Below are 21,971 nucleotides of genomic sequence, written 5' to 3' on the forward strand. Positions count from 1 at the left end.
ACCGGCGATACCGCGTCCAGGCCCGCCCGAAGGCCCACCCTGGCTATGGCTCCACGCTCTCGCATAAATTCTGGGCATAAAAAAGCCCGACTCAATGGCCGGGCTTTCTTTGTTTGGTTGTCATCCTGTGATGCACCAAACCGCAGGTTCGAAATCTACGCGGTCACTCGGCCACTGTCAAGCAGCCTCGCGGTGCAACAAGCCACGCTCCTCCAGCAACGCCTCGACCGCGAAGTGTGCGGAGCTCACCTGATCATCCAGCCACGCCTTGGTGATCGATCTCCATCGGCGTAGCGTCCTCTCAGGTGTGCCGTCAGCATCCCAACTGTGCAGCACGTAGAACGATGTAGGCAGTCCGTTGCGGCGCTCCGGGATCATCCAGGCCATCACGCACTTGGTCTTGAACAACTGGTGCGCCGGACTGACAACCCTGGGCGTGAGGTAGGCAGCGGCAGCTCGCACTTCATCCTGGTTGATCGAGTATTTGCCCGCCAGCGCCTGCCACTGGATATCCGGCAAGGCTCGCTTGAGGGTCGCCCTGGTCATTGAATCCTGCGTCAGGCGCTCCTCCGGCGACAGGTCATCGCTTATCGAACCGCCCAGCAACTCGTCGTCGAAGGTCGCCTTGTACTTGCGCTGCCAAGACGCCTTCTTCGTGCCGTCGTGAATCTCGATCGACATCACCCGGCTGATGCAGTGTGCAGCATCACGGTACACGCTCATCAGGCAGCCCTCCGGATTCGACGTGGTGGTGGGTTGTCGTCCAGGCCAAGGATATTGCGCAGCAGCTTGTCAGCCGATTTGCTCTTGGCGTTCCCCTCGGCAACCCAGCGCTTGCAGTAATCCCCAAACTCGATATTGACCCGGGTGGCGTGCCAGCTGGCGACCATATCCAGAAGGCAGGCCAATGCCAGCGCGCCGCCGACCTTCTCCTGGGCCAGGCCATCCCCGGCGATTTTCAGGAACTTGCGCTCATGTTCCAGCAGGCTCTTGCGCGGCAATGCCGCCGTGACGTTACTCATAGAGTGGCACTCCGTACTTGCAGATATTCGTTTGGCTTCATGTCATTGCGCGCCTGGGCCGATATCGCGTGACGCCATGCTCGATATGCCTCATTGGGCGATGCGCCGAGCCCCATCCAGGGCAGCCCATCAGCGTAACAACCGAACGAACCGTGACCGCCGCTGATCTTGGGCTTCGGCAGTCGCCCGGTGAACCCGACCTTGTGCCGCGCCAGCCAGGCCTCGACCGCGGGCCAGATGATTGCCTGCTCGGGCTTGGAGAAGTCGCCTTTTCCCCCGTTGCTGTAAACCTCGGCCAGGCCGTAGTCCTGGTTGGCCACCCACAGCACGAACCCGCTGGGGGTGTGAATCAGCTTGTAACCCTTAATCGTCCACGCCCAGTCCTCGGGATAGTCACGGATCGACGCGGCGATGCGTTCGGCTTCGGGGTACTGAGGGGCTTCGATAATCTTTATGCCGGGCTCCAGCGTGAACGGCTGGCCACGCAACGCTTCTGCATAGGCCTTCTCGACTTCTGGCTTCCGACCCAGCAGGCGGTCAATCAGCTTAAAACTTCTCATCGTTCTTCCTCCCCTTGAAGCGACTGGCGAGCGGACGCCCCATCTCGACTTCCTCCTCTGACGGATATGGGTTGCCGATCAGCTCCACAAACCGGTGGTATGCACCCTGGTGCTGGACGCGGCACGAACCGGTCGGGCCGTGCCGGTTCTTGTCGACGATCAGTTCAGTAACCCCGGCCTTGCCTGCGTCGGATTCGTCGTCGCGATGCACCAGGATCACCACGTCGGCGTCGGCCTCGATCTGCCCTGAGTCGCGCAGGTCGCTTTTGGTCGGGCGCTTGTTGGGGCGATTGCTCGGGCCGCGATTGAGCTGGGCCAGCACCACGATCGGCACACCCAACTCCTTTGCCAGGCGCTTCAGGCCTTTGCTGATCTCGGTGACCGTCTCGTACCGGCTTGCCGCTTTGGTTTCGCCGTTGACCAGGCCGATGTAATCCAGGGCGACGAACGCCAGTCCGTGCTCGCGCTTCACTGTCCGACAGATCTGGCGAATATCCCGCAGGGTCAGCGAAGAGTCGTCGCACATGATCAGCGGGGCATCCATCAGCTTGTTGACCGCCGAGGTAAGGCCAGGCCAATCAGCATCGGTCATCGAGTGGCCTTCGCTGATGTGCTTGAGCTGGACACTGCCGACCGAGGCCAGCGAGCGGTTCGTCAGCTCGACGTCCGTCATTTCCAGCGAGAACACCAGCGCCGGCTCGTTCTTGACTAGGGCGACACGCTCGGCGATGCCCAGGCCTAGGGTGGTCTTGCCGCTACCGGGCGTTCCCGCCACCACCACGACGTGGCCAGGGCAGATACCTGGGATGAACTCATCAAGCGACGGCAGCCCTGTATCGAACCCAAGGCTTGCCGTCCGATTGAAACGGCGGTCAACGCCATCGATGGCTTCGGGAAGGATGTCCTTGATGAATCGGTAACGGCGGCGCGAGTCGAGACCCTCCGCCTCAAGTGATACCCAAGCCTGCTGGCCCTGACTCATCACTTCGTCAAGCGCCTCACCGTCAATCAAGCGCTGACTCATGATTCTCGCGGCGGCGATAACCCGGCGTGCCACAGAGCGCTGCTTGACGACCCGGGCGTATTCGTCAAAGTTCGCGGTGCTCGGTGTGTTCTGCACCAGAATCCCTACAACCGCCACAGAGCTCTGACGATCGGCAAGGTAGGGGCGAGCTTCGCATATGGTCACAACGTCCACTGCGCGACCTCTGGAGCGTAGTCCTAGCACCACTTCGAACAACTCGGCGCATGCAGGGTGGTGAAAATCCGCAACGGACAGCTTCCCCCCTGCCTCATCGATCAGATCTGTCTGCTGGATCATGCTGCCGATGAGCGCGTATTCCGCCTCATGGCTGTAGAGCGCCGAGTCGGGAACCTGCTGGTAGGACGATGGAGACTCATCAATTTCAGGGTAATCCATCATGCCAAACCTCCCGACCGCGCCGACTTCCAGGTGAACGGCGCCAGCAGGCCCTCATTTTCGCGGAGGCGATCAGCAGCCCGCGGGCCGATGAAGGTGTGCAGATCCTCCGGTTTCTGATTGCTGATCAGGATGGTGGGCTTGATCAACTGGTAACGGCGGTCGATCACTTCGTGAAGCAGGCTGGGCGTGAAGTCCTTCCCGGGCTTCGCGGTGTGCATACCCACCTCATCGATCACCAGCAGGTCGACAGACGCCAGCTCGTTGATCAGGTCCGTCTTGGACGGCCCAGAGTTATTGCGGAAGCTATCGGTCACCGCCTGGGTGATCGACTCGGCGGTGACGATCAGGCCTGTGCTGCCGTCGTGGCGGACGATGCACTGCAGGATTGCGCAGGCAAGATGCGTCTTGCCGGTGCCGATCTCGCCCATCAGCATCAGCGCGCGGCCGGCGTCACGATGCTCGTCGAACTTATCGGCGTACTTGCGGCAGATGCTTAGTGCACGCTGCTTGGCCTTGTCGTCGCCGGTGACGTAGCTGCCCAGGGTGCACTTGCGAAAACGCGGCGTGATGCCGGTAGCGATCAGGCCTTCATTCAGCCGCTCGGCAGCGACCTCCAGCACGGCCTGCAGGTGCGCCTCCTGATCCTTTGGCGTGTTGTACAGCGCCTGCCAGCGGCATGCCGGGCAAGTGCTCAGCTTCCACGATCCGTCGAACTGCTCAACCAGCGACTGCTTGAACGCGTTATGCCCTGGAGTACCGCACGACTTCGCACGGGTTTCAGCCAGTTCTGGCGCCAGGATGAATTTAGAAACGGTCATTGGGGTACATCTCCTGGGTGTGGGTTGGCACGCTGAGGACGGCGCTTTGGTGATTGCCGGCCTTGGCGCCTGCTCCAGGAAGTACCGAGTCTGGGTAGATGTCCGACCAGCTGCTGGTGGTTGACTTATCCAGCACCGCATCGGGCTCTGGATGGTTGGCCAGCTTCTTGGCGATCAATTCACATGCTCGAAGGGTCAGCGGCGCACGCTTGGCTTTCCGCATTTCGCAGAAGTCAGCCCAGGCTTGTTCAGATGCGTTGGCCGGCTTGGCAGTCAATGGATCGAACTTCCCAACCTTCCCTCGGGCACCAGCAGACTTGTCTGCGCCTTCTTTTGGTTTATTAACGGATAGATGACGGGTAGATGACGTATTGGGTGCAGCTGCTGCACCCCGTTCTGTCTTCATCTGCACCCCGTTCTGTTGTGAGCTGCACCCCGTTGCGTCTTCATCTGCACCCCGTTCGGAGCGGGGTGCATCTGGTGCACCCCGTTTTTCGATGAGGTCATACACCACAGGGCGACGGTCGTGACGGTCGATGTAAGCGGCCGCGATCGACTGATTACCGCGCTTGATCAGGCCGGCAGCCTCAAGGGCGTCCAGCTTGTAGCGCACAGTGCGCTCGGATAGGCCGGTGTCGGTAGCAAGGGTCAGCGCCGAAGGGAAAGCCCCGCGCCCGTCGCTACCTGCGTAGTTGGCCAGGCACAGCAAGACATGGCGGCAAGTGGAATCTTTGATTTCCTGCTGCTCAAGGGCCCAAACCATAGACTGGATACTCATGCGCGATCCCTCCGCAGGCGTTCAAGATAGCCAGGTGAATGCAGGTGGCGCTCGAACCACAATGGATCGCTCTGCGACATCCGCCCAGGCCAACGAGCTTCTTTTGCCTCGTCCGAATCCCAGTCCGAGCAATGCTCACCGTCACCCTCAACAGCCTTGATGATGTCGATGAGCGGCCCCTTGAAGAACTCGCGCTGCTCAGAGACGCGTCGATCGGCAAGCTGTAGATGAACCGCTTTTTCCCAGGCTGCAGCATTGGAATGTTCGGCGTAATAGAAGACCTCGTACTCATGAGGAACCCCGGTACCGCGAGAAAGCTCCTCGGCCCGACGATGTGGTGAAAACTTGGTAGTGCCGACCTTGTAGATGCCGGGCATGGCCTGATTACCAAGGATGTACACGAATCCCCAGTCGCTCATAGGCCCAACTCCCGCGTTACCCGGGTGATGAAGTCGTCGTAGGCCTCATCCATGACGATGCCCCTGTCTTCCAGCGCTGCACGGCCAGCCTTGGCAAGGCCGTATACCTCCCAGCGTTCGCGCTCGGGCAGATGGCGGCAGCCGGAATAGCAAGGCCATGGGCCGGCGATCACTTCGGCTGTGGCGGGTTTCTGGGGGGGGGCAAGAGGGTTGGTGGTGGTCATTGCAGAGTCTCCCCTGGCTTGCGGCTGATCTGCTCGGCCATGGATTCCAGTGAGCCGCCAGACAGCCGCAATACCAGTAGGCGGAGCGCGGTGGCGGAATCAATGGAGAAGGTCCTGGCCTCGTCAAGCGCCAGGCCGGTCGGAGAGTGCTCGTTGAGCAGACGCCGAACGCGGTCGCTGTAGTTGAAAGCCGCGCAAGCCAATTGCTGGACGGTCAGGCCTTCGAACGCTTCGTCAGGCAGGCACTCCGCCGGGTACACGACGACGGGGATTTTGTTTTCTGGGCGCGGCTCGCCCCCCAGCAAGTGGCGACTCATTGCGTCAAAATGGTCTTTGGCAACCTGGTCTGCATCGTGGCCCGTCCTCCGCCGGAACAGCACCTTCAACGCATAGAACGCACGGATCAGATCAATGTGCGTGTCATCCTGTTGCTCGATGGTGTACTCGGGCTCGCTAATGACCTCAAGCGTGTCCTTGACGACCTCGAAGCATTTCAACAACAGCGCGGCGTCATTGTTTTTTTCGAAGAGGGCCTCGTCGATATGCTCCACGGGCATCACCCTCGGTGGAAAACTCAATACTTTGCTCATGGCTGGACCTTCTGGACCAAGCGGAACCGGCCCTCAAAATATGGGTGGGTCGCCTGGGTGGCGGTGACCATGGTGGATTCGGAAACAAACCGGTGGAAGGCAGCCGTGACGTGGCTCTTGGACCAGACCAGGTACTGAGAGCCCAGCGCTTCCTCATGGCCGTTGCGGACCATGCCGGCGGGGTTCGGCTGGTTCGGCCAAGCCTTCAGCACGTAGTCGACAACGGCGCCGGAAAGCCCGTGGCGCGCCAGCATGGTTTCCTTGATGCGGGTCAGCGACTGGCAGTTCTGCGGGCAGTGATCCCAGACGGCGGTCTGGCTCAAGTCCTCGACGCGGCGCTCGATCCGCTCCAGCGCCACCTGCTGCTCCCGCTGCTGACGCTCTACGGCCACCAGGTGGTTCGCGTTGGCTGCGGTGATCTCGGCCTGGGTCATCGGGCGGGCCAGCTTCTGCTCCAGATCAGTCATGTGGTCGAACACCGCCGCCTGCAGGTCGTAGCTGTAGGACATAGCCATCAGGCACGATTCGCGCTTGGGGAAGCGGTAGCATGGGTAGCCCTGGCCGTTCTGAGCGTTATGGTGGGTGTCCCGAAATTTCGGGAGACCCTCATGCCCGAGAACCTTCGGCACCTTCTCCATAAAGTGATCATGGCGAAGGGCGGTAAAGGCTACCGCCAGGCCGGCCTGCTCAGACTGCTGCTTGCGGTGGCTGTTGATGAAGTCGACCAGTTCGATGCTGGTCATGGTGACGGCATCGCCGCCTTGGAATTTGGCGATGGTCATTCTGGAATCCCCATATCAGTGGCCATGCGGCAGAAGTCACGATGTGCAAACTCTGCAAGAAGCTTGATTGCCGACTGGATGCCGCTTTCGTTCAGATCACCGATCTGGGCTGGGTTATCCACATCGCCAGGCTCACCCTTGTAACCGCCGTTATTGAGCAGCACGTCGGAGAGCAGGCCGATAGCGAGCAAGGTCTCTTCAATGCTCTTCGCAACAGCTTTGTAGTTCGCAGGATTGGTCATGGCTTCACCTCCGAATCCCGCGCCACGTTTTCGGTTTCGCTGTTTTGTGGCGCGGAATGCAGGATGGAAATCTGCCGGAATTGTTCGAACGCAGCGCTGAGACTGCCGGCGCCTGTATCGTCGAAGTGCTTCGCCAGATCCGTCAGCACCGGGACATCAGCGCCGCCGGTCTCAACGTCGCGAGCGATGGCGCGAGCGATGGCTGCAACCCAGTTGCAAATATCAATAGTCGCCAGCACCTGGAACTCCGCTTCGTCAGCCAGCTCCTTAATTTCATTCGCCGGGATATTCATGCTTGCTCCCTCTCTGCAATCTCGGAGGGAAGGCCTTTCTGGACGGACCAGAGAAGTGCGCTGATGCTGTCGGCGACAAACTCCAAGGTTTCCATGCCGTCGCAATAAACCATCTCGCCGTAGTTCAGCCCGTCGTGCATGTGCCGGCAGATCTGACCGAGACCAGAAGCGAGGCTGCGCGCCTTTTGGATCGCATCGCGGGAGTCAAGGCCGGCAACGACTTGGAGCATTTGGGTGCCGGTGTTGCTGATCGGTGTATTGCAAAAATCAACCTCAGTTGTGAGGGTGTCTTGCGCTACCGGTTGATTGTTGCTATTTTTTGGGTGCATTGATTCGTCCTCCACAGACGAAGAAGTTTTTAAAGTTGCTTGCTCGACACAAGCGATGGTTTTACGAAGGCCAGCCTCGACAGCTGGCCTTTTTGTTGCCTGCGATTTAGCCGGACAACAAAAACTGGGATGGGGCGTGCTGACTCATGCCGTATTCCTTTTCATTGGGCAGGCAAAAGCCAACCATTGGAAGTCGCTGAACAGGCCCTGGCGATGGCCTGTTGCTGAGGTTGCGGAATTGTGGAATTGGAATCCACTGAACTCACCGCACTTACTCGTCGCCGCATTGGATCCCTTATCAGTGATATACACAGCATCATCTTGGCCGACCGTTCGAGTAAGTCCGTTAATTAGGCTGTTCATCCACACAGTACCTACCTAGCAAGCACTGGATGCGCATACAGAGCCATCAGGCCCAGGTGCGGTGATCGGAAATTCAGGGGATGATTCACCTACCTTGTGGCGAGCTTCGACCTGAGCGATAAGGTCACAGAGGGAAGAGGCTTTGATGGCGCCATCGGTGATGGTTTCGGCAAGCAATGCCTTTTCGGGGCTTACCTTTTGTGAGCCTGACAGCCAGTAGGAAACCGTAGCCTGGGAGACGCCCAGAGCTTCGCCGGTCTTCGACTGACTACCGAAGAAATTTATTAGTGCAGTGATTTTTTCAGCCATGACGGAGGCCTCTGATAAGTCTTTTTATAGACTGCACAGAAGCAAACTTCTTTGCAACCCCATAAGTATCTTTATAGGATCAGCGGATGAACCTATCCGAAAGAATTAAGCTTGCCCGGAAAAAAGCAGGGCTAACCCAGTCCGGCCTAGCTGAGTCGGTTGGCATCGCTCAGACAGCGATTAGTCAACTAGAATCCGGAAAAACGCTGAGATCCTCATATCTCATCCAGATAGCTCAGGCGTGCGGAGTTAACAGCACTTGGTTGGCATCTGGTGAAGGCGAAATGCACTCCCCAGAAGATTTTTCAGCGTCTTTAAGTGGTGTGCTTCAAGAAATGCTGCGCGGAGAGCATGAAGATGATGCTGCGCTGAATAATGCGCTGCGCGAGAGGCTCGAAGAGGTGAGGAGCGCTAGTAGGCTTGCCTCGGCCGGTACGCTCCTTACAGAGGAAATACCCTACCTTGTTGAGCTTGAAGACCCGCACGACCCGTCGAAGACGGTTGTCGAAGTCAGTGTCAAACTTCACCTTGATCTCAATGACGAGATACTGAGTAAACAGGAGGTTTTACCTCAGAATGTCGTAGCTGTAGCTATCTCTGGGAACTCGATGATTCCAGTACTGCAGGATGGCGGTACTGTGGTTGCTCATTTGCTTGAGACTCAAGTGGTTGACGGTCGCATGTACGTGATAGATCACGGCGGTCAGATCAGGGTAAAAGCGCTTTACCGACTGCCTGGCGGCGGCGTCCGCATGAAAAGCTATAACGCTTATGAACATCCAGACGAGACATACACGGTTCGCGAGATGGAAGACGCCAGCATCCGTGTCATGGGTCGCGTCTTCTGGGGCGCATCTTTTTACTAGCTGAAGCACGCCATAGGAGCCCGGTTCGCCGGGCTTTTTTTCGCCTGTCATTTAACGAAAATCGAAGACGCACCAAAAAAAATCAAAATACTGCTTGCCCACTTCTATAAATTTACTTATATTTTTATCCATCAGCAACGCACATGGTGGATAAAAAAGATGGGCACGGTTATCAATTTTGGCAGGCTCCAAGGCACAACCGGCGTACTTGCCGAACAAGAGCTGCGTGCCGCTCTCGCCGTCTGCGCAGGCATGGCCAATAAGGAAATCGCCCGAGTCATTGGTTGCGCCCCCGGCACCGCCAAAAAATCTATCGAGCGTGTTTTCTACAAGCTACGTGTTAGTAACCGGGCGGCGTTAATTTGCGAAGCCTTTCGTCGCGGCCTAATCAGCTTCGCAAGCGCAGCCAGCCCCTCACCTCAAGGCCACGAAGACCAAAACCAAAACACCGGCGTGTTCGTCGCTTAAAGCAGCGGCGAGCCACTTCGGCGAGGTGGTTGTCCGGTGCGAAGCGTCACTTGATTTGGATTTGCGTGATCGGGCGCGGAGGCAGAAATGAAAAAAACAAATAGTTCACGAACACCAGAGAAAATCAGAGCCTGGAATCAGAGCGATAAAGGCAAAGCTGCACAGGCTCGCTGGAAACTCAATGGTGCCAAAGCTGCCGATCGTCGACGCAGGACTATTCGCATTCAGGAATCGGGAACATCTACATGCCCATTTGTTATTGCGGCGAGACAAGAAACCAGGGCTAAGGCGAAAAAGTCGCGGAAGTCATGGAGTGTTGAAGATATCAATCTATTGAGAGTTCTGTGCAATTCATCAGTAGCCGATAGAGATATAGCAATAGCTTTGAGTAGAAGCATCAACGCTATACAGCATAAGAAAAACCGCCTCGGACTTACGTGCAGCAGGCAGCAACCATGATCAGCGTAACCATCGCGATTGAATCCGAAGCGAGCGAGCAGGCCGCGCCAAGCGTTCACGTTGAAAGCTCAACGCCGAAGCTGACCACGCTCAAAGAGCTGGCTGACAAGATCAAAATGGATCGCAGTGCGGCGCGGCGCTATGTGATGCGCCTGGGCTTTGAGCCGAAGCGGGCACGCACTGCATCCAGTGGCTTCCAGTCGGCGCTGGTGTTCACGCCCGATCAAGTTAACCAGATCGTCAAGGCCCGCACGGCAGACGGTTACCTTTAATCACGTCCACAGTCGGAGGCGCAAACATGACCGATTTGATTTTGACCGAAGACGACTATCGCCAGTTGGTGCAATCCCACGACGGGAAGCCGACCACCGATTCGTTAAAGGTCGCCGAGAAATTCGGCAAGCGGCACGATACCGTTCTTCGCTCAATCGACAACCTCAAATGCTCTGAAGGATTTCGACTCCGCAATTTTGTGGAGTCCTCTTACATCAATGAGCAGAACAAAGCTCAGCGTATGTTCACCATGACTAAAGACGGCTTCATGTTTTTGGTAATGGGTTTTACCGGAAAGAAAGCTGGTACGTGGAAAGAGGCGTTCATTGAGGCCTTCAACTGGATGACGGATGAACTGACATTCCGCTCACTGTCCTACGAGCAGCGCCGAAACTATATAAGCCTGGAGTACAAACAGGAAATGAGCCTGGCAAGTTTCGCAGGCAAGACCATGCGCCGCTGGCAGATCAAGAAGCCAATCATCGAGGGTGAAATGATGGCTCTCGAACAGAGCGGCCAAGGCTCACTCCAACTTCACTAAGTTCAAGCAACACCTAAGCAACACCTCAAACTTTATTGATTGCCAAGTTATCGGCACGCCCTCGGCTTGCCTGGAGAAAGCAAATGAAGTCTATGCGAGTTACACCTGCGCGGATTTTCCTACTTCTAATCGTGATGCTGTCCTATATCTTTGCCTCTGCCATTTGGCTTATCCATTTTGCGCCGGGCTTAATCGGTAGCTCGTCCGAGTTTGAAGTGGTATCCGGATTTTTCGGCGTGTCCGTATGGATGATCGCTACAGCATGCTTAGCCTTGAGCGTGATCGGTACCCCACCTACCTCGCGACAATCCGTCGAGCCGTTCAACATAGACTCGCACGTACACATGATCGTCGATGCCCGCCGGTACCAGTGGCTGCGTGACCGAGATCGAATCACTGACGTTGATACAGACCTCTGTGTCGTCCGAGACGAAACCGTCTACTTCGGCCACGACCTGGACATGGAGATCGACAACGCCCTTCGCCTGGCCCGCCTCGAGGAATTGCACCCATGAAGCGCCGCCAGACATCCCCCGCCGCCCTTCCCGCAATCGGCCAGCCGTTCGCCGGCGGTTTCTACGCTGGACGGATTTACTTCGACGGCGCCGAGTACGCGCTGATCGACGCCGGCCAAGACTTCGAAACCTCCGCCCATTGGTGGGATCACGAAGGCCCGCGCCCACGCATCCGTGGAGCCACTCACCGCTTCGATGGCATGGCAAACACTCTGGCCATGAGCGCAGAGGGCAGCACCATCGCCACCAAGGTGCTGGGCATGAACATCCGTGGCACCTGGGGCTGGCATATCCCGAGCATCGAAGAGTTGAACGTGATGCGCGGCAACCTGCTCCAGCTCTCTGACTGGAACCATCGCATGTGTGAGGGTGCGCCTCAGGCGTTCCGTTGCGCCCATCAGTACTGGTCAAGCACCCAGAAAGAGAACGCCGCAACGGCCTGGCTGATGGGCATGTACCCGTGGGCGGTGCCGGATACCAACTGGGTCAGCGGTTGCAACGGCATTCGCCCGGTGAAGGTTATGCAGATCAAGGTTGACGCCTTTGTGCATGAGCCATCGACCGATATTGCTACGAACGTAGCAGTTTGCGACCTGGGCGGATTGACCGCCAGCCCGGCCGTGGCTGAGGTACTGGGCCACTTCATCAATGAGGACACCGGCCGCTTCTACGGGCGCACCGATGACCTGCTGGCCCAGTTGGCGATGATCGCCGGGGAGGCTCGACCATGAACAAGTTCAAGCGATTCGAGGCCAACACCGCCGGGCGTGACTTCGCCGTCGGGGACGTGCACGGGTACTTCACCAAGCTCCAGGCCGCTCTGGATGCAGTCGGATTCAACCCTGCCGTCGACCGGCTGTTCAGCGTGGGCGATCTGGTTGACCGTGGGCCGGAATCTGCCGATGTGGATACCTGGCTGGCCAAGCCGTGGTTCTTCGCCGTACAGGGCAACCATGAGGCAATGGTCTATGACGCCTACCACTTCGACCCAGACGGGCGTGCTGGCAATCTCCACGCAGCCAACGGCGGTGCCTGGATGCTGGGCCTGCCATCTGTTGAGCGCGGGTGTTACGTCGCCCTGCTGGCGGACCTGCCAGTGGCGATCGAGGTCGAGACGCCCGAAGGCCTGGTCGGAATCCTGCACGCCGACTGCCCCTTCCCCATATGGTCGATGCTCCGTGACGCGCTGACAGGTCAGATGCCCGGCCTGCTAAACGTCGACGCAGTTTGCCAGTGGTCCCGAAGCCGCATCACGGACGAGAACCATGAAGGCGTCAGTGGGGTGCGGGCGGTCATCGTCGGCCACACCCCGGTGCGCCAGCCGGCCATCCTCGGCAACGTCTACCACATCGACACCGGCGCCTGGATGGGTGGCCACTTCACGCTGATCGATCTGCACACGCTCCAATGCTATCCGCCGGTCAATCCGAAACTGCACTGGGACTGGGAGGAGCGCCCGTGAAAACCATCATCACCATAATCCTGCTGCTGGTAGTTGGCCAGGCCACCGCCGGCGAGCAGCTCATCGACGTTCAGCACGACAGCATGCGCGGCGTCACCTGCTGGATCATCCCCGGCACCGGCATCAGTTGCCTGCCGGACAGTTCGCTCCTACAGAAGCCCACCAGCAGCACCACCGACGAAAGCCAATCGGCACGGGCTTCTCTGGCCGCTTCCATGTGCCAAAACGAACAATTGACCGCCACCCCGCTCCCGCAGCAAAAGGGGTTCCAGCTATGACCCGCCGCAACGGAACCAAGGGTCAGCGTCTGATCGAGCTGTTCAACGCCCTGCAGCGCCGGGAAACCACATTTGGCCAGATCTACGCAATGTCGGCATCATGCGGCATTGACGCGCGCCGGGTGCTGGCTGACCACTTTCAGCGGGGTGCCCATCATGATTAACCTGGCAGATAGCGATCTTGAAGCGATTCAAAAGGATGCTGAGCAGGGCGTAGCGCCAGGAATGGGCGACGTTCATCTGATGGTTGCACAGATCCGCCGGCTAACGTCTAGCGGCAAGGATTTGCTGGTCGAGCGCCAGGCGCTGGCCGGGCTACTCAAACGATTTGTCGATGGCGAGCACGACCTGGACGAGAACCAGGCCGAGCGCCACATGTACCACGGCGAGGCGCAGACCTTGCTGGCGTTCTTGGGCGGCGACCTGCCGGGGCACACCCTGGTACCGGACGCGGCTTTGCGCGCACAGCGTGATCAGATCGAGAAGCTGACAGCTGACGAGCAGGAAGCAGGTGACCTTTGTGATCGCCTCTCCGATCTGCTCCGCAACACTGCAATCGAAGTTCGCGGCCCCGAGGCGCCATTGAAGCGCCACGGATTCGCCGACCTACCATCCCGTGTAAAGACGGTGGTTGCCGAGCGCGAAAAGCTCAAGGCTGAGAACGGAACCCTGTTCGCAGCGGCTCAGGCGCTGCGCGATGAATGGCGGAGGGATCAAGCGGACGCGGCGCGGTATCGGCGGATTGAGCCGGTATTCGCTGGCCTGTTTGGCATCGCATCACTTGATGCTCATATCGACGCAGTGATGATTAAGGAAAGTGACGCGACACAAGACACGCACAACGAAAACGTGTCGCGACACGAAGGGGGTTAGATATGTCCAGGGTAATTGCGCAAATAACTGCCAAGCTGCCTCGGCTGATGGAGGTCAGCGAGTATCGGAAGCTTCGCTACGCCGGCGGAAAACCGAGCGTGCAGCAATTGAAAAAATGGATTGAGGATGGCGAGGTGATCGGAGAGATCAAGGGCGGGATGTATTTCGTGGACCTTCAGGCGGTGGTGATGGGCTCGACTGATCCGCTGCTGGCCCAGATGCTGGAGATCGGCTAATGGCCGCACGCCCCCGCACGCTCAAGAATCGAAAGCTGCCACCTAACCTTTACCCGAACGGCAAGTACTGGCGCTATCGCAATCCGATCACGGGCGTGATGACCAGCATCAACCGGCCACTGGATGAGGCTGTGAAGCTGGCCAGGGCTGCTAACGCTAAGCTGACTGCCCTGATAGTCGATGACGGCGCACTGCTCACCATGCTGACCGGTGACCGCCTGCCGACAGTGAGCAACCTGATAAAGCGCTTCAGGGATGAGTGGCTGCCTGATCGTTCGTATGCCGCGCGCACCCTGGAGGAAATCAAGTTCAAGCTCGAGCGATACCGGCAGGATCTGGGTGACCGGCTTATCGGGCAACTGGACGTGCTGGCTATGGCCGAGTACCTGGACAACTTCAGCAACAACGCTTACACGAAGCACCGCGGGCTGTGGGTGCAGATCTTCGCCTTTGCGGTAGCCAAGGGCCTGGCCGAGCGCAACAACGCCGATCTGACCCTGGTCAAGAAGGAGGCAGAGAAGAAGCGCCAGCGGCATACCGTGGACGGGCTTAGCACCATCGTCAACGCCGCGACCACGCCGCCCTGGCTCAAGCGTGCAATCCGCCTGGCCTTGACCAGCCTTCAGCGCCGGGAAGATATCGTGACCTGGTTGAAGTCAGCGGCCGACATGGAGAAGAACACGCTCACCGTGTCGCCAGGGAAAACCCAGGGTTACGAAAACCCAGTGCACCTGAAAATCAATATGGGTGCTGCGTTGCGCGATGTTGTTGGTGATTGCCTGCGATCCCCAATCGTCTCGCCGTACCTGATCCACTACAAGCCCAAGGCCCGCCGGCGCGAACAGATCGACGCCAAAGACCACTGGACCTCTGTCACACCTGACTACTTGACCAAGGAGTTCAGTAAAGCCCGTGACGCGGCTCACGCCTACGACAACGTGCCGACTGGTGAGCGCCCCACTTTTCACGAGATTCGCGCTTTGGGCGCATGGCTTTATGAGCAGCAGGAGTTCCCACAGATGTACATCCAGGCACTCATGGGGCACGCCGACGAGAAGATGACCAGGCACTATCAAGATGGCCACGACGCGAAGCAGATCGAGTACGTGGAAGTGAGCGCCGAGTTGGCGTTTTGAGTGGGGGTTTTGCAAAAGTTTTGCAAAAGTTTTGCAAATCGTAGAAAGCAAAAAGGGGTCACCGTTTCCGATGACCCCTCTAGACCGCCCAGCAGAGCGGATTTTGTTTGGTAGGCGCGATTGGACTCGAACCAACGACCCCCACCATGTCAAGGTGGTGCTCTAACCAACTGAGCTACGTGCCTGCTGTGAGGCGGCATTCTACGGAATTGTGGAGGGGTGTCAACATCTTTTTTGCAGCTAACCCTATGAATATGCGAATTATTTATTTGCCGGGGGTACGCCCGTCGTTTTCGGGTGGCTGGCAGGCAATTTTCAACTCAGGTAGGATCTGGGCACTCGTAAAAAATATAAAACAGAGGTTCCAGGATGGCGAACACCCCCTACCCCCAGTCGTATTACGCCGCGTCCGCGAATGCGGTTCCACCGCGCCCGGTACTGCAAGGTGAAGTCGAAACCGATGTGTGCGTGATCGGTGCCGGCTACACCGGTCTTTCCAGCGCGCTGTTTCTGCTGGAGAACGGTTTTCGCGTCACGGTGCTGGAAGCCGCCAAGGTGGGGTTTGGCGCGTCGGGCCGTAACGGTGGGCAAATCGTCAACAGCTACAGCCGTGACATTGATGTGATCGAACGCAGCGTTGGCCCAAAGCAGGCACAGTTGCTAGGGCAAATGGCGTTTGAGGGCAGCAAAATCATTCGTGAGCGTGTGGCCAAGTATCAGATCCAGTGCGACTTGAAGGACGGCGGCGTGTTCGCCGCCCTCAACAGCAAGCACATGGGCCATCTGGAGTCGCAGCAGCGCCTGTGGGAACGCTACGGCCATACGCAGCTTGAGTTGCTGGATGAACGCCGTATTCGTGAAGTTGTAGCGTGTGACAACTATGTCGGCGGCCTGCTGGACATGAGTGGCGGGCACATTCATCCGCTCAACCTGGCACTGGGTGAAGCGGCGGCTGTGGAGTCCCTGGGCGGCACGATCTACGAGCAATCGGCCGCCATACGCATCGAGCGCGGCGCCAACCCGGTGGTGCACACCGCCGAAGGCAAAGTCAGGGCCAAGTTCATCATCGTCGCGGGCAACGCCTACCTGGGCAACCTGGTACCGGAGCTGGCGGCCAAATCTATGCCTTGTGGCACCCAGGTCATCACCACAGCACCGCTGGGCGATGAGCTGGCCAAGACGTTGCTGCCGCAGGATTATTGCGTCGAAGACTGCAACTACCTGCTCGACTACTATCGCCTCACCAGCGACAAGCGCCTGATCTTTGGCGGCGGCGTGGTGTATGGCGCGCGTGACCCGGCCAATATCGAAGCGATCATCCGCCCGAAGATGCTCAAGGCCTTCCCGCAGCTCAAGGATGTGAAAATCGATTACGCCTGGACCGGTAATTTCCTGCTAACCCTGTCGCGCCTGCCGCAGGTCGGTCGACTGGGCGACAACATCTATTACTCACAGGGCTGCAGCGGCCATGGCGTGACGTACACGCACTTGGCAGGCAAGGTACTGGCGGAAGCGCTGAGAGGCCAGGCAGAGCGTTTTGATGCGTTTGCCGACCTGCCGCACTACCCGTTCCCAGGTGGGCAACTGTTGCGCACGCCGTTCGCAGCGCTAGGCGCGTGGTATTACGGTTTGCGGGATAAATTAGGATTTTAAAACCTGTAGGAGTCGGCTTGCCGGCGATGGCGATCTTGAAGACGCCATCGCCGGCAAGCCGACTCCCACAGTTCTCATTATCAAATCGCAGACACAAAAAACCCCGGTCTCTCGACCAGGGTCTTTGCTATCGGATCAAAGTCAGCCAGTGGCTTTCTTTGTGCTTCAAGGCGTTCAGTGGGCCTTGATGCAGATATGGCGCAGCGGACGGGACTCGAACCCGCGACCCCCGGCGTGACAGGCCGGTATTCTAACCGACTGAACTACCGCTGCGTATCGCTTGACCAGTTGAGCGTAAACCCTCAACGGTCTTTAAACATCTGATCGATCAGCCTTGGCTGTTCAATCTCAAGCTCGACATGTCGAACCTGGAAATATGGCGCAGCGGACGGGACTCGAACCCGCGACCCCCGGCGTGACAGGCCGGTATTCTAACCGACTGAACTACCGCTGCGCGTCGGTGCAACCTTAACGTTGCGTCTTACCCTAAGGCAAAACTCTCAAGAAGTGGTGGGTGATGACGGGATCGAACCGCCGACCCTCTGCTTGTAAGGCAGATGCTCTCCCAGCTGAGCTAATCACCCTTTGCTTCGTTGAGGCCGCGAAATTTACGCAGGTAGCAGACCTAAGTCAATAGCCTGCTTGAAGTTTTTCTGAAAAAGACAAAATAGCTTCAAGGCGGCTACCCGCCCTACTCGGTGTAAATCATCTTCTTGCTCATGCCGCCGTCCACCACGAACTCTTGCCCGGTGACAAACCCCGCCTGGCGCGACAGCAACCACGCCACCATCGCCGCCACGTCCTCAACCGTGCCCACCCTGCCCGCGGGATGCTGGGCATGGTCGGCATCGGTCAAAGGCTCGGCACGCCGCGCCGCCGGATCACGCGCATCGATCCAGCCAGGGCTCACAGCGTTGACACGCACCTCGGGCCCCAGACTCATGGCCAACGCGTGCGTCAAGGCCAGCAGGCCGCCCTTGCTCGCTGCATAGGCCTCGGTGTCGGGCTCCGACTGACGCGCCCGGGTCGACGCCAGGTTGACGATGGCACCGCCGTGGGCACGCAGGTACGGCGCGCAGTGCTTGGCCAGCAGCATCGGCCCACTGAGGTTCACCGCCAGTACGCGGTTCCAATACGCCAGGTCGAGGCTTTCCAGGGTGATATTGCGCGGGTCGGCTACCGCCGCGTTGCACACCAGCGCGTCGAGGCGCCCAAACTGCCCCAACACTTCGGCAACGCCCTGGGCGACTTGTTTTTCGTCGGCCACGTCCATGGTGATAAACCAGGCGTTGTCACCTAGCACCTTGGACACCTTGGAGCCGCGCTCGCGGTCCAGGTCGGTCAACACCACCTGCCAGCCTTCGCTGATCAACCACGCGGCAATGCCCAGGCCAATGCCCCGCGCCGCGCCCGTCACCAGTGCGACACGGCCGTTACCAGCCGCTGCAGCTTCCATGGACCACTCGATCACAAGGCAGCCAGCCCGCGGGCCAGATCAGCCTGCAAGTCAGCCACATCTTCCAGGCCCACCGCGATGCGGATCAGGCTGTCACGAATGCCGGCTGCCTCGCGCTCTTGCGGGGCCAGGCGACCATGGGAGGTGGTGCTTGGGTGCGTAATGGTGGTCTTGCTATCACCCAGGTTGGCGGTGATGGAGATCAAGCGTGTCGCATCGATAAAGCGCCAGGCGCCCTCTTTGCCACCCTTCACTTCGAAGCTGACCACGGCGCCGAAACCACGCTGCTGGCGCTGGGCCAATTCGTGTTGCGGGTGGCTCTTGAGGCCTGCGTAGTGGACCTTCTCGATACCGTCCTGCTGCTCCAGCCACTCGGCCAGGGCCTGGGCATTGGCGCAATGGGCCTTCATGCGCAGGCTGAGGGTTTCCAGGCCTTTGAGGAAGATCCAGGCATTGAACGGGCTCAAAGTCGGGCCGGCGGTGCGCAAGAAGCCCACCACTTCTTTCATCTGCTCACTGCGGCCAGCAACTACACCGCCCATGCAACGGCCCTGGCCATCGATGAACTTGGTGGCCGAGTGCACAACAATGTCCGCACCCAGCTTCAACGGCTGCTGCAACGCAGGCGTGCAGAAGCAGTTGTCGACCACCAGCATCGCGCCCTTGGCGTGCGCCACTTCGGACAATGCGGCGATATCCACCAGCTCGGCCAACGGGTTGGACGGCGACTCGACAAACAGCAATTTAGTGTTGGCCTTGATCGCCGCATCCCAACCGGACAGGTCCGCCAGGGGCACGTAATCCACTTCGATGCCAAAACGCTTGAAGTACTTCTCGAACAGGCTGATGGTCGAACCGAACACGCTGCGCGACACCAGCACATGGTCGCCAGCGCTGCACAGGCTCATCACCACAGCCAGGATGGCAGCCATGCCGGTCGCCGTGGCCACCGCCTGCTCAGCGCCCTCCAGAGCCGCGATACGCTCCTCGAACGCACGCACGGTCGGGTTGGTGTAGCGCGAATACACGTTACCCGGCACTTCACCGGCAAAACGCGCGGCGGCGTCGGCGGCGGTGCGGAACACGTAGCTGGAGGTGAAGAACATCGGGTCACCGTGCTCACCTTCCGGGGTGCGGTGCTGGCCAGCGCGCACAGCCAGGGTATCGAAAGCTACGCCATCGAGGTCGCTGTCCAAGCGACCGGCATCCCATTCCTGACTCATGCTGCGACTCCTTACTCAATTCTTTATTTAAGATACAAAACCGGCCCCTCAGGGCCGGTGTTTACTCAGTTGTTGTACAGATCGATAATCGCGCTGACCGCCTGGGTCTTGATCTTCGACGAGTCGTTACGCGCCTGCTCGATCTTGTTCAGGTAAGCCTCATCGACATCACCGGTCACGTACTTGCCATCGAACACGGCGCAGTCGAACTGCTCGATCTTGATCTTGCCACCACCGACCGCTTCGATCAGGTCCGACAGGTCCTGATAGATCAGCCAGTCGGCGCCAATCAGGTCAGCCACGTCCTGGGTCGAACGGTTATGGGCGATCAGTTCGTGGGCGCTCGGCATGTCGATACCGTACACGTTCGGGTAGCGCACGGCAGGTGCAGCAGAACAGAAGTACACGTTCTTGGCGCCGGCTTCGCGGGCCATCTGGATGATCTGCTTGCAGGTGGTGCCGCGTACGATGGAATCGTCCACCAGCATCACGTTCTTGCCGCGGAATTCCAGTTCGATGGCGTTGAGCTTCTGGCGTACCGACTTCTTGCGCGCAGCCTGGCCGGGCATGATAAAGGTGCGGCCGATGTAGCGGTTCTTGACGAAGCCTTCGCGGAACTTGACGCCCAAGTGGTTGGCCAGTTCCAACGCAGCGGTACGGCTGGTGTCCGGGATCGGGATCACCACGTCGATATCGTGCTCAGGACGCTCGCGCAGGATCTTCTCGGCCAGCTTCTCGCCCATGCGCAGGCGCGCCTTGTACACCGAAACGCCGTCGATGATCGAATCCGGACGCGCCAGGTAGACGTGTTCGAAGATGCACGGGGTTAGTTTTGGTGCCACAGCGCATTGACGAGTGTGCAACTTGCCGTCTTCGGTGATGTAGACCGCTTCGCCCGGCGCGAGGTCGCGGATCAGGGTGAAGCCCAGCACGTCGAGGGACACGCTTTCGGAGGCGATCATGTATTCGACGCCTTCGTCGGTGTGACGCTGGCCGAACACGATCGGGCGGATGCCGTGCGGATCGCGGAAACCGACGATGCCGTAACCGGTGACCATGGCCACAACCGCGTAACCACCGACGCAACGGTTGTGCACGTCAGTCACGGCAGCGAACACGTCTTCTTCGGTCGGCTGCAGCTTGCCGCGCTGGGCCAGCTCGTGGGCGAACACGTTGAGCAGCACTTCCGAGTCGGAGCTGGTGTTGACGTGGCGCAGGTCAGATTCGTAAATCTCCTTGGCCAGCTGTTCAACGTTGGTCAGGTTACCGTTGTGCGCCAGGGTAATGCCGTAAGGCGAGTTGACGTAAAACGGTTGAGCTTCGGCCGAGGTCGAGCTACCAGCAGTCGGGTAACGCACATGGCCAATGCCCATGTGCCCGACGAGGCGCTGCATGTGACGCTGATGGAACACGTCACGCACCAGACCATTGTCCTTGCGCAGGAATAACCGGCCGTCGTGGCTGGTCACAATACCGGCAGCGTCCTGGCCGCGGTGCTGGAGGACGGTTAGCGCGTCATACAGCGCCTGATTGACGTTCGACTTACCGACGATACCGACGATGCCACACATGCGACGCAACCCCTACTTAATGAATCTTGACTGAACACAGCTTACTGAGGCGTTTTGGCCGGTAAGAGGTGTTCCTTGAACGGAAGATCAGCGGGTACGCTGATTCCGCTGGCCAGCCACTGACTGCTCCACCCCAAAATGAGGTTCTTGGACCAATCTGCAACCAATAGAAATTTTGGCACGAGTACCGACTCCTGCCACCACGAATCCTGCTGTACCGGCCCCAGGCTCAACAGCCCAACCGCCACAACCACCAGCAATGCGCCACGCGCGGCGCCGAAGGCCATGCCGAGAAATCGATCGGTCCCTGAGAGGCCGGTGACACGTATCAACTCGCCAATAAGATAATTGACCATTGCCCCCACCAGCAGCGTGGCGATGAACATGATGGCGCAGCCCGCGATGACGCGAGCCGAAGGTGTCTCGATGTAACCGGCCAGGTAAACCGACAGTGAACCACCGAACATCCAGGCTACGACTCCTGCGATGATCCAGGTCAGCAACGACAGTGCTTCTTTTACGAAGCCGCGGCTTAGACTGATCAATGCGGAGATGGCGACGATTGCAACGATCGCCCAATCAACCCAGGTAAATGGCACAGTGCAGCCTACGTACGGATAAGGCGGCGCATTTTAGCAGAGCGCCGGGCTATCGGTAAGCTGTGATTGCGGGTGCTTTGCAAATCAATGGGTTGTGTAGAGCGAACGCGCTTTCAAGACCACCAAAAAACAATGTGGGAGCTGGCTTGCCTGCGACGAGGCAGGCGCACCCAACATCGCTGTTGACTGAGCCACCGCTATCGCAGGCAA

Annotated in this window: 32 protein-coding genes and 4 tRNA genes; 14 read left to right on the forward strand and 22 right to left on the reverse strand. The window is 58.8% G+C overall.

All coding sequences use genetic code 11. The annotated features are described in order from the left end of the window. Positions 1-177: 177 nt before the first annotated feature. The 14 genes from K0P33_RS21255 to K0P33_RS31445 form a co-directional block, all read right to left on the reverse strand. Positions 178-723, reverse strand: a complete 546-nt coding sequence (locus K0P33_RS21255) for a hypothetical protein (protein ID WP_242151174.1) — start codon at positions 721-723, stop codon at positions 178-180. Next, on the reverse strand, positions 723-1,022 hold the full coding sequence (locus tag K0P33_RS21260) for a hypothetical protein (protein WP_242151177.1): 300 nt from the start codon (positions 1,020-1,022) through the stop codon (positions 723-725). Before K0P33_RS21260 ends, K0P33_RS21255 begins: the two co-directional genes overlap by 1 nt. After that, on the reverse strand, positions 1,019-1,582 hold the full coding sequence (locus K0P33_RS21265; RefSeq protein ID WP_242151179.1) for a hypothetical protein: 564 nt from the start codon (positions 1,580-1,582) through the stop codon (positions 1,019-1,021). The genes K0P33_RS21260 and K0P33_RS21265 overlap by 4 nt, the downstream gene beginning before the upstream one ends. After that, complete coding sequence (locus K0P33_RS21270; protein WP_242151182.1) at positions 1,569-3,005, reverse strand: DnaB-like helicase C-terminal domain-containing protein; 1,437 nt, start codon at positions 3,003-3,005, stop codon at positions 1,569-1,571. The genes K0P33_RS21265 and K0P33_RS21270 overlap by 14 nt, the downstream gene beginning before the upstream one ends. After that, on the reverse strand, positions 3,002-3,823 hold the full coding sequence (locus tag K0P33_RS21275) for an ATP-binding protein (protein WP_242151185.1): 822 nt from the start codon (positions 3,821-3,823) through the stop codon (positions 3,002-3,004). The genes K0P33_RS21270 and K0P33_RS21275 overlap by 4 nt, the downstream gene beginning before the upstream one ends. Further along, positions 3,810-4,601: a helix-turn-helix domain-containing protein gene (locus K0P33_RS21280; RefSeq protein ID WP_242151188.1), complete on the reverse strand. Its 792-nt coding sequence runs from the start codon at positions 4,599-4,601 to the stop codon at positions 3,810-3,812. The genes K0P33_RS21275 and K0P33_RS21280 overlap by 14 nt, the downstream gene beginning before the upstream one ends. Then, entirely contained in the window at positions 4,598-5,020 is a 423-nt protein-coding gene (locus K0P33_RS21285) for a GIY-YIG nuclease family protein (RefSeq protein WP_242151191.1), read from the reverse strand. Before K0P33_RS21285 ends, K0P33_RS21280 begins: the two co-directional genes overlap by 4 nt. After that, the gene (locus tag K0P33_RS21290) at positions 5,017-5,244 is read right to left on the reverse strand and encodes a hypothetical protein (RefSeq protein ID WP_242151194.1); all 228 of its coding nucleotides are present in this window, start codon (positions 5,242-5,244) and stop codon (positions 5,017-5,019) included. The genes K0P33_RS21285 and K0P33_RS21290 overlap by 4 nt, the downstream gene beginning before the upstream one ends. Further along, positions 5,241-5,834, reverse strand: a complete 594-nt coding sequence (locus K0P33_RS21295) for a hypothetical protein (RefSeq protein ID WP_242151197.1) — start codon at positions 5,832-5,834, stop codon at positions 5,241-5,243. The genes K0P33_RS21290 and K0P33_RS21295 overlap by 4 nt, the downstream gene beginning before the upstream one ends. Next, on the reverse strand, positions 5,831-6,616 hold the full coding sequence (locus K0P33_RS21300) for a hypothetical protein (protein ID WP_242151200.1): 786 nt from the start codon (positions 6,614-6,616) through the stop codon (positions 5,831-5,833). The genes K0P33_RS21295 and K0P33_RS21300 overlap by 4 nt, the downstream gene beginning before the upstream one ends. After that, entirely contained in the window at positions 6,613-6,858 is a 246-nt protein-coding gene (locus K0P33_RS21305; protein WP_242151203.1) for a hypothetical protein, read from the reverse strand. The genes K0P33_RS21300 and K0P33_RS21305 overlap by 4 nt, the downstream gene beginning before the upstream one ends. Then, entirely contained in the window at positions 6,855-7,151 is a 297-nt protein-coding gene (locus K0P33_RS21310; protein WP_242151206.1) for a hypothetical protein, read from the reverse strand. Before K0P33_RS21310 ends, K0P33_RS21305 begins: the two co-directional genes overlap by 4 nt. Further along, positions 7,148-7,480 carry a hypothetical protein gene (locus tag K0P33_RS21315; RefSeq protein ID WP_242151208.1) on the reverse strand — a complete coding sequence of 111 codons (333 nt, stop codon included), beginning with the start codon at positions 7,478-7,480 and terminating at the stop codon, positions 7,148-7,150. Before K0P33_RS21315 ends, K0P33_RS21310 begins: the two co-directional genes overlap by 4 nt. A gap of 378 nt (positions 7,481-7,858) precedes the next feature. Next, complete coding sequence (locus K0P33_RS31445) at positions 7,859-8,152, reverse strand: Cro/CI family transcriptional regulator (protein WP_347341818.1); 294 nt, start codon at positions 8,150-8,152, stop codon at positions 7,859-7,861. 86 nt (positions 8,153-8,238) lie between these two features. On the opposite strand from K0P33_RS31445, the gene K0P33_RS21325 reads away from it, so the two are divergent. From K0P33_RS21325 to K0P33_RS21385, 13 genes are all read left to right on the forward strand, one after another. Further along, a complete protein-coding gene (locus tag K0P33_RS21325; RefSeq protein ID WP_242151211.1) occupies positions 8,239-9,018 on the forward strand; it encodes a helix-turn-helix transcriptional regulator in 780 nt (259 codons plus the stop codon). Positions 9,019-9,177: 159 nt separating this feature from the next. Further along, positions 9,178-9,486: a LuxR C-terminal-related transcriptional regulator gene (locus K0P33_RS21330; protein WP_242151213.1), complete on the forward strand. Its 309-nt coding sequence runs from the start codon at positions 9,178-9,180 to the stop codon at positions 9,484-9,486. A gap of 87 nt (positions 9,487-9,573) precedes the next feature. After that, on the forward strand, positions 9,574-9,945 hold the full coding sequence (locus K0P33_RS21335; protein WP_242151215.1) for a hypothetical protein: 372 nt from the start codon (positions 9,574-9,576) through the stop codon (positions 9,943-9,945). Beyond that, positions 9,942-10,217 (forward strand): hypothetical protein, encoded by a 276-nt coding sequence (locus tag K0P33_RS21340; protein ID WP_242151218.1) that lies wholly within the window; start codon positions 9,942-9,944, stop codon positions 10,215-10,217. The genes K0P33_RS21335 and K0P33_RS21340 overlap by 4 nt, the downstream gene beginning before the upstream one ends. Before the next feature lie 26 nt (positions 10,218-10,243). Next, complete coding sequence (locus tag K0P33_RS21345) at positions 10,244-10,759, forward strand: Rha family transcriptional regulator (protein WP_242151221.1); 516 nt, start codon at positions 10,244-10,246, stop codon at positions 10,757-10,759. Positions 10,760-10,842: 83 nt separating this feature from the next. After that, a complete protein-coding gene (locus K0P33_RS21350) occupies positions 10,843-11,274 on the forward strand; it encodes a hypothetical protein (protein ID WP_242151224.1) in 432 nt (143 codons plus the stop codon). Next, positions 11,271-12,005 (forward strand): hypothetical protein, encoded by a 735-nt coding sequence (locus tag K0P33_RS21355; protein WP_242151227.1) that lies wholly within the window; start codon positions 11,271-11,273, stop codon positions 12,003-12,005. The genes K0P33_RS21350 and K0P33_RS21355 overlap by 4 nt, the downstream gene beginning before the upstream one ends. Next, positions 12,002-12,736: a metallophosphoesterase gene (locus tag K0P33_RS21360; RefSeq protein WP_242151230.1), complete on the forward strand. Its 735-nt coding sequence runs from the start codon at positions 12,002-12,004 to the stop codon at positions 12,734-12,736. Before K0P33_RS21355 ends, K0P33_RS21360 begins: the two co-directional genes overlap by 4 nt. Next, a complete protein-coding gene (locus K0P33_RS21365; RefSeq protein WP_242151233.1) occupies positions 12,733-13,014 on the forward strand; it encodes a hypothetical protein in 282 nt (93 codons plus the stop codon). The genes K0P33_RS21360 and K0P33_RS21365 overlap by 4 nt, the downstream gene beginning before the upstream one ends. Beyond that, positions 13,011-13,178, forward strand: a complete 168-nt coding sequence (locus tag K0P33_RS21370; protein WP_242151237.1) for a hypothetical protein — start codon at positions 13,011-13,013, stop codon at positions 13,176-13,178. The genes K0P33_RS21365 and K0P33_RS21370 overlap by 4 nt, the downstream gene beginning before the upstream one ends. Then, entirely contained in the window at positions 13,171-13,887 is a 717-nt protein-coding gene (locus K0P33_RS21375; protein ID WP_242151239.1) for a hypothetical protein, read from the forward strand. The genes K0P33_RS21370 and K0P33_RS21375 overlap by 8 nt, the downstream gene beginning before the upstream one ends. A 47-nt stretch (positions 13,888-13,934) precedes the next feature. After that, entirely contained in the window at positions 13,935-14,123 is a 189-nt protein-coding gene (locus tag K0P33_RS21380) for a hypothetical protein (protein WP_242151242.1), read from the forward strand. After that, positions 14,123-15,259 (forward strand): tyrosine-type recombinase/integrase, encoded by a 1,137-nt coding sequence (locus tag K0P33_RS21385; protein WP_242151244.1) that lies wholly within the window; start codon positions 14,123-14,125, stop codon positions 15,257-15,259. Before K0P33_RS21380 ends, K0P33_RS21385 begins: the two co-directional genes overlap by 1 nt. A gap of 108 nt (positions 15,260-15,367) precedes the next feature. Here K0P33_RS21385 and K0P33_RS21390 read toward each other — a convergent pair. Continuing rightward, positions 15,368-15,444 (reverse strand) — tRNA-Val (locus K0P33_RS21390). Between the two features lie 184 nt (positions 15,445-15,628). On the opposite strand from K0P33_RS21390, the gene K0P33_RS21395 reads away from it, so the two are divergent. Then, positions 15,629-16,912, forward strand: coding sequence for an FAD-binding oxidoreductase (locus K0P33_RS21395; protein WP_094953093.1), 1,284 nt, complete (start codon positions 15,629-15,631; stop codon positions 16,910-16,912). A 196-nt stretch (positions 16,913-17,108) separates the two neighbouring features. Here the strand turns inward: K0P33_RS21395 and K0P33_RS21400 are convergent. The 7 genes from K0P33_RS21400 to K0P33_RS21430 form a co-directional block, all read right to left on the reverse strand. Then, positions 17,109-17,185 (reverse strand) — tRNA-Asp (locus tag K0P33_RS21400). A gap of 104 nt (positions 17,186-17,289) precedes the next feature. Then, positions 17,290-17,366 (reverse strand) — tRNA-Asp (locus K0P33_RS21405). A gap of 54 nt (positions 17,367-17,420) precedes the next feature. Next, positions 17,421-17,496, reverse strand: a tRNA-Val gene (locus K0P33_RS21410). Positions 17,497-17,603: 107 nt separating this feature from the next. Further along, a complete protein-coding gene (locus K0P33_RS21415) occupies positions 17,604-18,368 on the reverse strand; it encodes an SDR family oxidoreductase (protein ID WP_242151246.1) in 765 nt (254 codons plus the stop codon). Positions 18,369-18,379: 11 nt separating this feature from the next. Beyond that, on the reverse strand, positions 18,380-19,591 hold the full coding sequence (locus K0P33_RS21420; RefSeq protein ID WP_010566994.1) for an O-succinylhomoserine sulfhydrylase: 1,212 nt from the start codon (positions 19,589-19,591) through the stop codon (positions 18,380-18,382). Positions 19,592-19,656: 65 nt separating this feature from the next. Then, positions 19,657-21,162, reverse strand: a complete 1,506-nt coding sequence (gene purF, locus K0P33_RS21425) for an amidophosphoribosyltransferase (RefSeq protein ID WP_094953096.1) — start codon at positions 21,160-21,162, stop codon at positions 19,657-19,659. A gap of 41 nt (positions 21,163-21,203) precedes the next feature. Then, on the reverse strand, positions 21,204-21,761 hold the full coding sequence (locus tag K0P33_RS21430) for a CvpA family protein (RefSeq protein ID WP_003192538.1): 558 nt from the start codon (positions 21,759-21,761) through the stop codon (positions 21,204-21,206). Positions 21,762-21,971: the final 210 nt, after the last annotated feature.

The sequence above is a fragment of the Pseudomonas sp. ArH3a genome (assembly GCF_022648765.1).
Lineage (GTDB): Bacteria > Pseudomonadota > Gammaproteobacteria > Pseudomonadales > Pseudomonadaceae > Aquipseudomonas.

Excerpts from the sequence above, each read along its gene's own strand:
- K0P33_RS21325 (WP_242151211.1), top strand. The coding sequence starts at position 8,239 with ATGAACCTATCCGAAAGAATTAAGCTTGCCCGGAAAAAAGCAGGGCTA.
- K0P33_RS21270 (WP_242151182.1), bottom strand. The coding sequence starts at position 3,005 with ATGATGGATTACCCTGAAATTGATGAGTCTCCATCGTCCTACCAGCAG.
- K0P33_RS21345 (WP_242151221.1), top strand. The coding sequence starts at position 10,244 with ATGACCGATTTGATTTTGACCGAAGACGACTATCGCCAGTTGGTGCAA.
- K0P33_RS21255 (WP_242151174.1), bottom strand. The coding sequence starts at position 723 with ATGAGCGTGTACCGTGATGCTGCACACTGCATCAGCCGGGTGATGTCG.
- K0P33_RS21295 (WP_242151197.1), bottom strand. The coding sequence starts at position 5,834 with ATGAGCAAAGTATTGAGTTTTCCACCGAGGGTGATGCCCGTGGAGCAT.
- K0P33_RS21300 (WP_242151200.1), bottom strand. The coding sequence starts at position 6,616 with ATGACCATCGCCAAATTCCAAGGCGGCGATGCCGTCACCATGACCAGC.
- K0P33_RS31445 (WP_347341818.1), bottom strand. The coding sequence starts at position 8,152 with ATGGCTGAAAAAATCACTGCACTAATAAATTTCTTCGGTAGTCAGTCG.
- K0P33_RS21310 (WP_242151206.1), bottom strand. The coding sequence starts at position 7,151 with ATGAATATCCCGGCGAATGAAATTAAGGAGCTGGCTGACGAAGCGGAG.
- K0P33_RS21385 (WP_242151244.1), top strand. The coding sequence starts at position 14,123 with ATGGCCGCACGCCCCCGCACGCTCAAGAATCGAAAGCTGCCACCTAAC.
- K0P33_RS21380 (WP_242151242.1), top strand. The coding sequence starts at position 13,935 with ATGGAGGTCAGCGAGTATCGGAAGCTTCGCTACGCCGGCGGAAAACCG.
- K0P33_RS21370 (WP_242151237.1), top strand. The coding sequence starts at position 13,011 with ATGACCCGCCGCAACGGAACCAAGGGTCAGCGTCTGATCGAGCTGTTC.
- K0P33_RS21265 (WP_242151179.1), bottom strand. The coding sequence starts at position 1,582 with ATGAGAAGTTTTAAGCTGATTGACCGCCTGCTGGGTCGGAAGCCAGAA.
- K0P33_RS21285 (WP_242151191.1), bottom strand. The coding sequence starts at position 5,020 with ATGAGCGACTGGGGATTCGTGTACATCCTTGGTAATCAGGCCATGCCC.
- K0P33_RS21280 (WP_242151188.1), bottom strand. The coding sequence starts at position 4,601 with ATGAGTATCCAGTCTATGGTTTGGGCCCTTGAGCAGCAGGAAATCAAA.
- K0P33_RS21340 (WP_242151218.1), top strand. The coding sequence starts at position 9,942 with ATGATCAGCGTAACCATCGCGATTGAATCCGAAGCGAGCGAGCAGGCC.
- K0P33_RS21330 (WP_242151213.1), top strand. The coding sequence starts at position 9,178 with ATGGGCACGGTTATCAATTTTGGCAGGCTCCAAGGCACAACCGGCGTA.
- K0P33_RS21315 (WP_242151208.1), bottom strand. The coding sequence starts at position 7,480 with ATGCACCCAAAAAATAGCAACAATCAACCGGTAGCGCAAGACACCCTC.
- K0P33_RS21360 (WP_242151230.1), top strand. The coding sequence starts at position 12,002 with ATGAACAAGTTCAAGCGATTCGAGGCCAACACCGCCGGGCGTGACTTC.
- K0P33_RS21415 (WP_242151246.1), bottom strand. The coding sequence starts at position 18,368 with ATGGAAGCTGCAGCGGCTGGTAACGGCCGTGTCGCACTGGTGACGGGC.
- K0P33_RS21275 (WP_242151185.1), bottom strand. The coding sequence starts at position 3,823 with ATGACCGTTTCTAAATTCATCCTGGCGCCAGAACTGGCTGAAACCCGT.
- purF (WP_094953096.1), bottom strand. The coding sequence starts at position 21,162 with ATGTGTGGCATCGTCGGTATCGTCGGTAAGTCGAACGTCAATCAGGCG.
- K0P33_RS21350 (WP_242151224.1), top strand. The coding sequence starts at position 10,843 with ATGAAGTCTATGCGAGTTACACCTGCGCGGATTTTCCTACTTCTAATC.
- K0P33_RS21260 (WP_242151177.1), bottom strand. The coding sequence starts at position 1,022 with ATGAGTAACGTCACGGCGGCATTGCCGCGCAAGAGCCTGCTGGAACAT.
- K0P33_RS21355 (WP_242151227.1), top strand. The coding sequence starts at position 11,271 with ATGAAGCGCCGCCAGACATCCCCCGCCGCCCTTCCCGCAATCGGCCAG.
- K0P33_RS21290 (WP_242151194.1), bottom strand. The coding sequence starts at position 5,244 with ATGACCACCACCAACCCTCTTGCCCCCCCCCAGAAACCCGCCACAGCC.
- K0P33_RS21375 (WP_242151239.1), top strand. The coding sequence starts at position 13,171 with ATGATTAACCTGGCAGATAGCGATCTTGAAGCGATTCAAAAGGATGCT.
- K0P33_RS21305 (WP_242151203.1), bottom strand. The coding sequence starts at position 6,858 with ATGACCAATCCTGCGAACTACAAAGCTGTTGCGAAGAGCATTGAAGAG.
- K0P33_RS21420 (WP_010566994.1), bottom strand. The coding sequence starts at position 19,591 with ATGAGTCAGGAATGGGATGCCGGTCGCTTGGACAGCGACCTCGATGGC.
- K0P33_RS21395 (WP_094953093.1), top strand. The coding sequence starts at position 15,629 with ATGGCGAACACCCCCTACCCCCAGTCGTATTACGCCGCGTCCGCGAAT.
- K0P33_RS21335 (WP_242151215.1), top strand. The coding sequence starts at position 9,574 with ATGAAAAAAACAAATAGTTCACGAACACCAGAGAAAATCAGAGCCTGG.